Annotated in this window: 10 protein-coding genes; 7 read left to right on the top strand and 3 right to left on the bottom strand. The window is 74.1% G+C overall.

The window, feature by feature from the left end:
* Positions 1-88: 88 nt before the first annotated feature.
* From BM419_RS18030 to BM419_RS18040, 3 genes are all read left to right on the top strand, one after another.
* Positions 89-2674, top strand: coding sequence for a P-loop NTPase family protein (locus tag BM419_RS18030; RefSeq protein WP_091927242.1), 2586 nt, complete (start codon positions 89-91; stop codon positions 2672-2674).
* Between the two features lie 170 nt (positions 2675-2844).
* Positions 2845-4038: a L,D-transpeptidase family protein gene (locus BM419_RS18035; protein ID WP_091927243.1), complete on the top strand. Its 1194-nt coding sequence runs from the start codon at positions 2845-2847 to the stop codon at positions 4036-4038.
* Positions 4039-4243: 205 nt separating this feature from the next.
* The gene (locus BM419_RS18040; protein WP_020092387.1) at positions 4244-5185 is read left to right on the top strand and encodes an MBL fold metallo-hydrolase; all 942 of its coding nucleotides are present in this window, start codon (positions 4244-4246) and stop codon (positions 5183-5185) included.
* Between the two features lie 9 nt (positions 5186-5194).
* On the opposite strand, the gene BM419_RS18045 is transcribed toward BM419_RS18040, so the two are convergent.
* Positions 5195-5377 carry a hypothetical protein gene (locus BM419_RS18045; RefSeq protein ID WP_020092388.1) on the bottom strand — a complete coding sequence of 61 codons (183 nt, stop codon included), beginning with the start codon at positions 5375-5377 and terminating at the stop codon, positions 5195-5197.
* Between the two features lie 271 nt (positions 5378-5648).
* Here BM419_RS18045 and BM419_RS18050 point away from each other — a divergent pair, with 271 nt between their 5' ends.
* Both BM419_RS18050 and BM419_RS18055 read left to right on the top strand, forming a co-directional pair.
* On the top strand, positions 5649-6887 hold the full coding sequence (locus BM419_RS18050; RefSeq protein ID WP_020092389.1) for a complex I NDUFA9 subunit family protein: 1239 nt from the start codon (positions 5649-5651) through the stop codon (positions 6885-6887).
* Between the two features lie 26 nt (positions 6888-6913).
* Positions 6914-7942: an NAD-dependent epimerase/dehydratase family protein gene (locus tag BM419_RS18055; RefSeq protein WP_091927244.1), complete on the top strand. Its 1029-nt coding sequence runs from the start codon at positions 6914-6916 to the stop codon at positions 7940-7942.
* A 27-nt stretch (positions 7943-7969) separates the two neighbouring features.
* Here the strand turns inward: BM419_RS18055 and BM419_RS18060 are convergent, their stop codons facing one another.
* Entirely contained in the window at positions 7970-8749 is a 780-nt protein-coding gene (locus BM419_RS18060; RefSeq protein WP_056523437.1) for a class I SAM-dependent methyltransferase, read from the bottom strand.
* Positions 8750-8837: 88 nt separating this feature from the next.
* Between BM419_RS18060 and BM419_RS18065 the strand changes: the two genes are divergently transcribed.
* The gene (locus tag BM419_RS18065) at positions 8838-9293 is read left to right on the top strand and encodes an Rrf2 family transcriptional regulator (protein WP_056523560.1); all 456 of its coding nucleotides are present in this window, start codon (positions 8838-8840) and stop codon (positions 9291-9293) included.
* Positions 9294-9367: 74 nt separating this feature from the next.
* Positions 9368-9745 (top strand): PH domain-containing protein, encoded by a 378-nt coding sequence (locus tag BM419_RS18070; protein WP_020092393.1) that lies wholly within the window; start codon positions 9368-9370, stop codon positions 9743-9745.
* A 31-nt stretch (positions 9746-9776) separates the two neighbouring features.
* On the opposite strand, the gene BM419_RS18075 is transcribed toward BM419_RS18070, so the two are convergent.
* Positions 9777-10985, bottom strand: coding sequence for a CaiB/BaiF CoA transferase family protein (locus BM419_RS18075; protein ID WP_056523439.1), 1209 nt, complete (start codon positions 10983-10985; stop codon positions 9777-9779).
* Positions 10986-10992 lie beyond the last annotated feature (7 nt).

A 10992-nucleotide genomic window follows, 5' to 3' on the forward strand; every position in this document is an offset into this window, starting at 1 on the left:
CGGCCGCCCTTTCCGCCGCGGCCCCGAAGGCCTATGCCGCGGACGGCGGCGGACCGCGGCGGACCCGCCCGATGCTGTCCGGAGACGCATGGAATCCGATCCTCTCCTCCTGACGTGGCGCGCCGCGCGGCCTCAGCACACCGTCGCGGCGGCCCTCGCGGTCGGGGTCGGCGCGCCGCTCTGCGCGCTCGCGCTCCTGTGCCTGCGCGACCTGATCGCGGTCCTGCCGCGCGACGAGGCGCCGGTCCTCCCGTTCCTGCGCGTGGCGGCGGAGCTCCCGGGCCGGGAACTGGTGCTCGTCCCCGGCATCCCGATGCGCCCCGCCGAACTCGAACTCACGGCCTTCCTGTGCATCGCGGTCTGCGCGCTGGCGCTGGCGGGGGTCGGCTGGTTCGTGGCGCGCCTGTGCTTCAAGGCGCAGAACAGGGCCGGGGACGCCGTCCGCGAGGGCGTGCTGCAGGCGATCCTCGACGCGCCCGCGGGCGCGCGGGACGAGGCGCGCGGCCTCACCCGGATCGTCGGCGAGGTGCTGGCCCGGGCCGACCGCCTGCTGGCCGCCGGCATCGTGCTGCCGGCGATGACCATCGCGGCCCTGATCCTGGCCCTCGGCTTCGCGGCGCTCGCCGCGCCCAGGCTGGTCCCCGCGGCGGTGATCGGCCTCGCGGCGATCGGCCTCGCCTACGGGCTGGTGCTCGAGCGCGCGCGCGACCGGCACGATCTGCGCCTGCGCTCGAGCGCGCGCGCCGAGGAGAGCCTGAACGACCTCGTTCGGCGGCTGCCCGCCGTGCGCAACCACGGCGCGGCGGCCATCGAGCGCCGCCGGATCGCCGCCCGCGTCGCCGCGATGCGGGCCAATGTCGGGCGGGCCGAGGCGCGGCTGGCCTATGCCCGGGCGCCGGCCCTGGCCCTGGCGGTGATCCTTCCGGCGATCGCCGCCGGCACCGCGCTGTGGCGCTCGGGACCGGGCCAGCCGCCCGCGGCCCCGGTGGATCCGGCCGCCCTCGTGGCGGCCGTGGGCGCCTTCGGCCTCGCCGGCTGGCTCGCGGCGATCTGCGCGCGGCTCTGGATGGTCCGCAGGTCCGTGCGCCCGCGCCTGCGCGACCTCGCCCGCACCATCGCGGCCCTCGAGGGGCGGCGGGCCCGGGCCGCCCGCAGCGGCGCCGCCGCCCTGCCGCTGCCCCGGTCCGGGATCCTGGCCACCGAGGGCGTCGGCGCCTTCGATCCGGCCACGGGCGAGCGCCTGACCGGCGTCGACGTGGCCGTGTCGATGCCGGGGCACGTGGCGATCACGGGCAGCCGCGGCAGCGGCGCCCGCGCGCTGGCGGCGGTGCTGGCCGGCCAGGTCGAGCCGACGGCCGGCGCCGTCACCTACGCGGGCACGGACCTGCGCGACTTCGACGCCGCCGAGCGCGCCCGGCGGATCGCCTTCACGTCCGGCGAGGCGATCCTGATGGAGGGCTCCCTCCGGCAGAACCTGCTCTACGGCACCGATCCGGCGACCGCGCCCGACGACATCGCGCTGATCGGGATCAGCCGGCTCACCGGCCTCGACGGCTTCGTGTACGCCCGCGGGCTGACCGGGCGGCTCGACCCGGCCGCCCAGCCGCGGCTCGCCGCCGCGATCGTCGCCGCGCGCCGCACCATGCGGGTGGCGCTGGCCGCCAAGGGCGCCGAGCGCCTCGTCGAGCCCTTCGACCCCGACCGCTACAACAACCAGGCGAGCATCGGCGAGAACATCCTGTTCGGCGAGCCGGTGGGCGGCACCTTCGCGCCCCTGCGCTTCGCCCGCCACCCCTACCTGCGGGCGGTCCTGGAGGCCGAGGGGCTGGTCCGGCCGCTCACCGAGATCGGCCTGTCGGTGGCCCGCAGCACGGTGGAGATCTTCGCCGACCTGCCCAACGACCACCCCCTGTTCGACGCCTACTCGCTGTTCCAGGCGGCCGAGCGGGGCTATTTCGAGGATCTCGTGGCGCGCCTGCCCGGAGCGGCGAGCCTGCGGCGGGGACCGGCGGGCCAGCGCGACCGCGCGCGGCTGATCGGCCTCGCGCTGCGCTACAACGAGTCCCGCCACCGCTTCGGCCTGATCGACGGCCCGTTCGAGGAGCGCCTCGTGCAGGCGCGCCGGTCCTTCGCCCGGATGCTGCCGGCCCACCTCGCCGGCGCGGTGGTGTTCCACGATCCCTCGCGGGTCAATCCGGCCGCGAGCCTGGAGGAGAACCTGCTGTTCGGCCGGATCAGCCTCGGCGAGGCCAATGCCGAGCCGCGGGTGCGCGAACTGGTGCGCCGGGTTCTGGCCGACGAGGGCCTCGAGGCCTCGGTCTACGGCCTCGGCCTCGACAGCAAGGTCGAGATCCAGCCCAGCACCGGGGCGCTGGCGGACGGCGCGATCAACGCCCGCGAGCGGGTGGCGATCGAGCTGAGCCGGTGCCTCGCCCGCGACCCCGACATCCTCGTGGTGGCGGTCGCGATGGACGAGCGGAAGGCCGAGGGCGCGCGCGAGCGTCTCGCCCAACTGCGGCAGGCGCGGGCCGGGCGCGGCCTCATCGTCTTCCTGTCCGAGACGGGCCTCGCCGAGTGCGCCGCGCCGTTCGACGCGGTGATCGCCGTGGAGAACAGCGCGGTCGTCGCGCCCGTGCCGGCGGATGCCGAGCGGGAGCCAGAACCCGCGGCCTGAGGGGAACCGGCGGCGGTGCCCGTCCGCGGGGGAGGCGGCGCCTCCGCGGAGCGACGGGCGGGGCGACGGGCGGACCGGACGCGCAGCCTCACGGCCGCCGCAATACTCCGTCAGGTCGCGAGGCCGCGCCCGTCCGGCAGCCATCCCGGCCGATCCAGCGCGGACGGTTCATGCCCCTGTCGACCTCGCTTCCCCTCGCCGCCGGCCTCGTTCTGCTGGCCCTCGCAGGCCCGGCCGCCGCGCAGGCGGGCAAGGCCGAGGCGCCGATTCCGGCCGCGACCCTCGCGCTGATGGCGCAGAAGGGCGTGACGGCCGCCTCGCCGGTCCTGTTCCGGGCCTACAAGAAGGAATCGGAGATCGAGGTCTGGAAGAAGGGCGCCGCGGGCTACGTCTACATCAAGACCTTCCCGATCTGCCGCTGGTCCGGTCAGCTCGGGCCCAAGCGCAAGACCGGCGACCGTCAGACCCCGGAGGGGTTCTACGCCGTGCCCCGGCGCCAGATGAACCCGAACTCGCACTACTATCTGTCCTTCGACGTCGGCTACCCCAACGCCTACGACCGGGCCCATGGCGGCACCGGCTCCGCCGTGATGGTGCACGGGATCTGCTCGTCCATGGGCTGCTTCGCCATGACCAACGGCACGGTCGGCGAGATCTACGCCATCGCCCGGGACGCGCTGAACGGCGGGCAGGCGGCCTTCCAGTTCCAGTCCTACCCGTTCCGGATGACGGCCGAGAACATGGCCCGCCACCGGACCGATCCCAACATCGCCTTCTGGCGGGAGCTCAAGGCCGGCTCCGACCGGTTCGAGGCCAGCCGGGAGGAGCTGCAGGTCTCGGTCGTCGCGGGCCGGTACGCCTTCGCGCCCGCCCGGGATCCCGCCGTCGAGGCGGCCGTCACCACCCGCCGGGCGGTCGAGGAGGCGCGGATGGCCGCGCTCGCCGAGGCGGGCGAGCCGGCCGTGCGCACCACCTATTCCGACGGCGGGCAGAACGCCTTCTGGGCGGCCTACACGGCCCGGGGCGGCGCGGTAGGGGACATCAGCCGGCCGGAGGCCCTGGCCTTCGCCGGGCAGGAGGTGGTGGTCGTGCCCGGCCATCGCGTCCATCGCCCGGTGCCCGAGACGGTCTGGGCCGGCTGGGCCGCGCCCGGATCGGGCCTGTCGCCGCGGCAGATGGCGGGGTTCGTGCCGGTCTACGAGCGGGCGCCTGACCCGCTCGGGGCTCTGGTCGCGCCGCTCCCGACGCGGTACAGCGACGCACTCCCGTCCTGGCTGGCCGCGGGACTCGCCGGATCGGCGACCGGCCGCCCGATTCTGGCCGGGTCGCCGGCCGGTCTCCTGGCCGCCGCGGAGCCCCTCTGAGCATGCGAAGGCCCTTCGCGGCGGCCCGTGCGTGTGCGCGGACGCACATCACGACCGCGTGCGGCACACCAATTCATGATACGGCAGGGGATGAGCGGTACACCTGCTCCGTCGGCCTGCCGTATTCAAAGCTACCTTCCCGGAACGGCGACGGGGTTTCGATCATAAGTGATCGGGACCGACTGTCCGCGGATTCGTGATCGCCATGTCGAACAGTTCCGAGCCGACCATCCTGGCGGCCGACCAGGACCTCGCACTGCGCTTCTGGGGCGTCCGCGGCTCGACGCCCGTCAGCGGCCCGCAATACGCCGAGTTCGGCGGCAGCACGCCCTGCATCGAGGTGCGGTGCGGCCAGCGCATGTTCATCGTCGACGCGGGCTCGGGCATCTACAACCTCGGGCAGGGTCACCGGACCGATCTGCCCCAGGAAGTCGACCTGCTGTTCAGCCACCTGCATCTCGACCACACCGCGGGTCTGCCCTTCTTCAAGCCGGCGGTCCTCGATCCCGACCGGGTGATCAACACCTATTGCGGCAACCTCGGCGGCGAATCGGCCGGGCCGACCCTCGACCGCCTGTTCGCGCCGCCGCTCTTCCCGGTTACGCTCGACAAGCTGTGCTGCACCTTCCACCACCACGGCTTCGAGGCGGGTCAGACCCTGGCCTTCCCGGATGGCACGCGCGTCGCCACGATCCTGCTGAACCATCCGCAGGGATCGGTCGGCTATCGGTTCGAGCACGGCGGCCGACGCCTGTGCCTGATCAGCGACATCGAGCACAGCGACCCGTGGCCGGATCCGGAGCTCGCCGCCTTCGTCGCCGACGCCGACCTGATGGTCTACGACGGCATGTTCACCGACGGGGAATATCCGACCTGCCGGGGCTGGGGGCACTCGACCTGGCAGAAGGGCGTGGAGCTCGCCCGGAACGCCGGCGTCAAGGCGCTCGGGATCATCCACCTGCACCCGGCCCATTCCGACACGGCGCTGCGCGACATGGAGGCCGACCTCCAGGCCGAGATGCCGACGGCGTTCATCGCGCGCGAGCGCCAGAGCCTGATCGTCGGCGCCCCACGGGCGGTGAGCGGCCGGCCGAGCGCGCGCCCGGCCGTGGCGCGGGAGATGCGCCGCAGGATCAAGGTCGCCTGAGGCCGGGCGTCAGACGGAGCGCCGCCGGCGCGTCCGGCTGTACCGGGCCCAGGTGAACAGCACGAACAGCGCGACGCCGATAATCAGGATGCTCCAGCCGTAGTTGCTGACGAGCTGCGCGTCGATCGGGTGGCCGACGTACCCGAGCGCCACCAGCAGACCGAGCACCGCGATCGCCGCGGAAACGAGCATCCCTACAATCATCGAAGTCCCCGGCGCGTCCCATCCGCGCGATTCGGCAGGGCCGTATGGTGGGGAAGAATGCACGGCGGCGGCACCCGTTCCAGCCCCGTGATCAGCCTCCCGCGAGCCGGCGCGCGGTCCCTCGGCCGCGATCATCCGCCCCGCGCTGTTCACCGGAATGGCGCGGCGGCGCATTCGGCGGCTCCCATCGCGCCGAAGTTAGGCTAAGTAGGCCGCCTGACGGCGCCCCGAGGCGCGCGAGGAGCTCGAGACCACGGCGATGAGCGGCCAAGACAACACGACGGCGTCCGCGACGGCGCACACCAGCGAGCAGACGCATTCCGCCGCCGCGCCGGGCCCCCTGCGCCCGCAGGACCAGCTCGTGACCATCTATGGCGGCTCCGGCTTCCTGGGCCGGCACGTGGTGCGGGCTCTGGCCAAGCGCGGCTACCGGATCCGCGTCGCGGTGCGCCGGCCGGACCTCGCGCTGTTCCTGCAGCCGCTCGGGAAGGTCAACCAGATCGTCGCCGTCCAGGCGAACCTGCGCTACCCGGACTCGGTGGCCCGGGCCGCCGAGCGGTCGGACGTGCTGATCAACCTCGTCGGCATCCTGCAGGAGACCGGCTCCCAGAGCTTCGCGCGGCTGCAGGTCGACGGGGCCGAGGCGATCGCCCGCGCCGCGGCGCGCCAGGGCGCCCGGATGATCCAGGTCTCGGCGATCGGCGCCGATCCGGCCTCGCCGTCGCTCTACGCGCGCACCAAGGCGGAGGGCGAGGCGCGGGTCTTCGCCGCCTGCCCGGACGCGGTCGTGTTCCGGCCCTCGCTGATCTTCGGGCCGGGTGACAGCTTCTTCAACCGCTTCGCCGGCCTCGCCCGGGCGCTCCCGGTCCTGCCGCTGGCCGGCGGCCAGTCCCGCTTCCAGCCGGCCTTCGTGGGCGACGTCGCCGAGGCGATCGCCCGCGCGGTCGACGGCACCCTGGCGCCCGGCAAGGTCTACGAGCTCGGCGGCCCGGAGGTGGGCACGCTGGAGCATTTCGTGCGCTACATGCTGAAGACGATCCGGCGGAAGCGGGTCGTCGTGGACCTGCCCGTGCCGGCGGCCAAGCTCCAGGCCCGCATGCTGGAGATCGCCGACACGCTGACCTTCGGCCTGCTGCCGGACTCGCTGAAGCTGACCCGCGATCAGGTCACGCTGCTCCAGAACGACAACGTCGTCTCGGAGGCCGCCAAGGCCGAGGGCCGGACCTTCGAGGGGATCGGGATCACGCCGACCGCCGCGGAGGCGGTGGTGCCGGGCTATCTCTGGACCTTCCGCAAGGCGGGCCAGTTCGCCACCGATCGCGACGAGGAAGTCCTGTCCGAGGTGCCCGACACGCTGGCGTCGCAGCCCCTGGCGGCCGGCTCGCAGCACCGGCCGAAGACCGCCTCCGGCCCGGCGATCGGCGCCGATGCCGGCAGCTCGCCGGGGGCCGGGCAGGGCAGCATGGGCGTGCGCTGGGGAACCCGGAACCCGGGCTAGGTGACGCTCCCCGCCCGGATCGCGCCGTGAGCGCGCCCTCTCCCCACGGGTCCGGCGGCCCGGCCCCGCGGCGCGTCCTCGTCACCGGGGCGGCCGGTTTCGTGGGCGGCCACGTCCTGCCGCTCCTGGCGGGGGCGACGGCGGGGTCGACGGCGAGGGCGGGCGACTGCGTGGCCGGGATCGGGCGGGGGCGGTCGCCGCGCCTGCCGGAGGGCGTCACTTACGCGGCGATCGACCTCCTCGACGAAGCCGCGCTCGGCGGCTTCGTGGCGCGGTTCCGGCCGACCGCGATCCTGCACCTGGCGGGCCTCGCCTCGGTGGCGGATTCCGCGAGCGGCCCGGGCCAAACGTGGCGGGTCAACGTCAACGGCCTGATGAACCTCGTGGCCGCGGTGGAGGCGGTGCCGGGCTGCACCTTCTTCTTCGTAAGTTCCGGCGAGGTCTACGGCAGCGCGTTCCTCGCCGGCCACACCCTCAGCGAGGCGGTCGAGCCGCTGCCGCGCAACACCTACGCCCGGTCGAAATGGGTCGGCGAGCAGCTGCTCCGCGACCTGCTGCCCCGCATCGGCGTGAAGCTCGTCGTGCTGCGGCCGTTCAACCATATCGGTCCCGGCCAGGACGAGCGCTTCGTCGTGGCCTCCTTCGCGGGACAGATCGCCCGGATCGAGGCCGGCCTCGTGCCGCCCTGCCTGGAGGTCGGCAACCTCTCGTCCTACCGCGACTTCCTCGACGTCGCCGACGTGGCGAGCGCCTACGCCGACCTGATCGGCCGCGCGGACTCCCTCGCAGACGGGAGCGTGTTCAACATCAGCTCGGGCCAACCGCGGACGATCGCCAGCGTCCTCGAGGACCTGCGCGCGCGGGCCCGGGTGCCGTTCGAGATCCGCATCGCCCCGGAGCGGGTGCGGCCGACCGAGATCCCCCTGGCCGCGGGCGATGCCGGCCGCCTCCACGCCGCCACCGGCTGGCAGCCGCGGGTCTCGTGGGACGCGGCCCTGACCCGGGTTCTGGACGACGCGCGGGCGCGGCTCGCGGACGCGCGCGAGACCCGCTGAGGCGCCGGGCCCCGCGCGAAGCGGCGCTCAGCGCTCCGCGACGCCGATCAGGGCAGTGGAGGGGATCGGCAGGACGGGTCGTCCGGCCGCCATGCGCCGCGCCTCCGCGATCACCGCGGCCCGGTCGTCCGCGCTCAGGTCGACCCAGTCCGGCGACAGGCCGAACACCGTGTCGGGGTCGTCGAGCAGGGCGACGTCGAGCGCGTAGTCGAAGGTCACCCGGTCGATCCGCGGGGCCGCGTACCCGGCCGCGACCAGTTCCCGGGTGAACCCGGCCGGATCGCCGAGCGCCCGCACCCCGTCGGGCATCGCCCGGCTCTCGCGTTCGGGGAACAGCCGGCGGCGGATCTCGCCGAGCAGCAGGAACGTCGCCGCGCCCTGGTCCTGCCAGGTCGCCACGACGCCCCGCCCCCCGGGTCGCGTCACGCGCGCCATCTCGGCGAGGCCCTTCCGCCAGTCGGGGAACATGATCACCCCGAAGATCGAGAACACCGCGTCGAAGCCGCCGTCGGGCAGGTCGAGGGCTTGGCCGTCCATGACCCGCGCGTCGACGTTGGGCAGGGCCGCCCCGGCGACGCGCGCGACCATGCCGGGCGCGAAGTCGACCGCGAGGACCTGCGCCCCCGTCCGCGCCGCGGCCAGCGCCAGGGCACCGGTGCCGGCCGCGACGTCGAGGACGCGGCTGCGCCCGGTCAGCGGCACCCGCGCGAGCGCCGCCTCCGCGAAGCGCGCGGTGAACGGGTGGGCGGTCGTCGCGTAGTGCTCGGCGACCTTGTCCCACCGATCGGGGTTCTCGAACTCGCGCACCGCTCGGGCTCCGCTCCATCACGTAACTTGATAAGTATCGTGATCGGGCACGGTTGCCAATCCCGGGCCCGGTGTGATGGATCGGCGGGTGCGCACCGACAGCCGCCTCTCCCGGACGCTCCATGTGCTGCTTCACATGGCCCGCCACGACGGACCGATGACGTCCGAGGCGATCGGGCGGATGCTCGGGACGAACCCGGTGGTCGTCCGGCGGACGATGGCCGGGCTCCGGAACGCGGGCTACGTGAAATCCGAGAAGGGGCACGGCGGCGGATGGTCCATCGCGGCGGACCTGAACGCGGTTTCGCTGCTCGACGTCCACCGCGCGGTCGGCGGCCCCCGCATCTTCGCGATCGGCAGCGATCGCGCGAACCCGGCCTGCGCGGTCGAGCAGGTCGTCAACGCGGCGGTCGAGGACACGCTGCGCGAGGCCGAGGCGCTCCTGGTCGCGCGGCTCGGTTCCGTCAGCCTCGCCGAGCTCGCGCGAAGCTTCGACGCCCGGTGCCGGCCCGACAGGCCGTCGGACGCCTCGACCTGCGCCTGACGGCGGGCGGTTGCCGCGGCGACGCTCAGGCGCCATCCTCGGCATCGACGCGGACCAGCACGAGATGAGCGGCCATGGGCCTACTGGACGGATTGCTCGGACACGGCTCGGCCGTCGACGCGGCCTCCCTGGAGCGCCGGCTCGACGGCATCCTGATCGAGGGCGAGACGGCGCGGCTCGCCTTCAAGATCATCCGGGACGTGTTCGTGTTCACCGAGCGCCGCGTCATCCTGATCGACGTCCAGGGCGTGACCGGCAGCAAGGTCGAGTTCCTGTCGGTGCCGTACCGCGCGATCGTGCGCTTCTCGGTCGAGACCGCCGGCACGTTCGACCTCGACGCCGAGTTGAAGATCTGGGTCTCGGGGGCGGCGGAGCCGATCCAGCGCACCCTGAAGAAGGGCGCGGATGTCCGGGGCATCCAGCGGGCCCTCGCCGAGGGCGTGCTGCGCTAGCCCGGGGCGCGCGCCGGCGGGCGGCGGCCGCCTAGCGGACCACGCCCTTGGCCCGCAGGGCGTCGCGCGCGGCCTCGGGGTAGTCCAGGTGCTCGGCCAGGATCTCGGCGCTCGAATCCCCGAGGCCGGGCGGCATGCGCCGCACCGGCAGCCGGCGGCCGTCGAGCCGGTAGGGCGGGGCGATGACGTGGGCGTTCGCGGAGGCCGCCTCCGGTGCCGCGACCACCAGCCCGGCCTCTCGGGCGCGGTCGCAGGTGAGCGCCTCGCGCAGGCCCATCACCTCGCCGCAGGGGATGCCCGCCGCCCTCAGCCGCGCGATCAGCGGCGCGCGCTCCCACTTGGCGAGCTCGGCCTCGAGCACGGGGATGAAGGCGGCGCGGTTGCGCGACCGGTCGAGGTTGGTGGCGAAGCGCGGGTCCGCGACCCAGTCCGGCCGCTCCAGCACCTGCTCGCAGAAGCGGCGGTACTGCCCGTTGTTGCCGACCGTGATCACCACCGGCCCGTCGCCGGCCTCGAACACCCCGTAGGGCACGATCGACGGGTGGGCGTTGCCGTAGCGGGGCGGATCGATCCCCCGGGCGAGCGCCTCCAGGCCGTAATAGGAGGTCAGCGCCACGCCGCAGTCGAACAGGGCGAGGTCGACGGTCCGGCCGCGCCCGGTCCGCTCCCGCTGGTACAGGGCCGCCAGCACCGCCTGGGCGGCGAACTGGCCGGTGAACAGGTCGACCGCCGCGACCCCGAACTTGAGGGGCGGTCCCCCGGCCTCGCCGTTGAGCGCCATCACGCCGGATTCGCCCTGGACCACGAGGTCGTAGCCGGGCCGGCCGGCCTCGGAGCCGTCGGAGCTGTAGCCGGCGATCGAGCAGTAGATCAGGCCGGAATTCTCCGCCGACAGGTCCGCGTAGCCGAGGCCGAGCTTCTCGGCCCCGCCGGTCTTGAAGTTCTGGACGAGCACGTCGCTCTCGCGGGCGAGCGCCTTGACGATCGCCAGCCCCTCCGGCGTGGCGAGGTCGACACCGATCGAGCGCTTGTTGCGGTTCACGCTGTCGAAATACGAGGTGTTGCCGGGGCTCGTCGGCACGCCCCAGTCGCGGGTGTCGTCGCCGCGCTCCGGGTGCTCCACCTTGATCACGTCGGCGCCGAGATCGCCCAGCACCTGCGCGCACCAGGGTCCCGCCAGGACCCGGGACAGGTCGAGGACGCGGATTCCGGCGAGCGGCAGGTCGGCAACGGCATCCATCGCGATG

Origin of the sequence: Methylobacterium sp. yr668 (assembly GCF_900116245.1) — a bacterium.
Classification (GTDB): domain Bacteria; phylum Pseudomonadota; class Alphaproteobacteria; order Rhizobiales; family Beijerinckiaceae; genus Methylobacterium.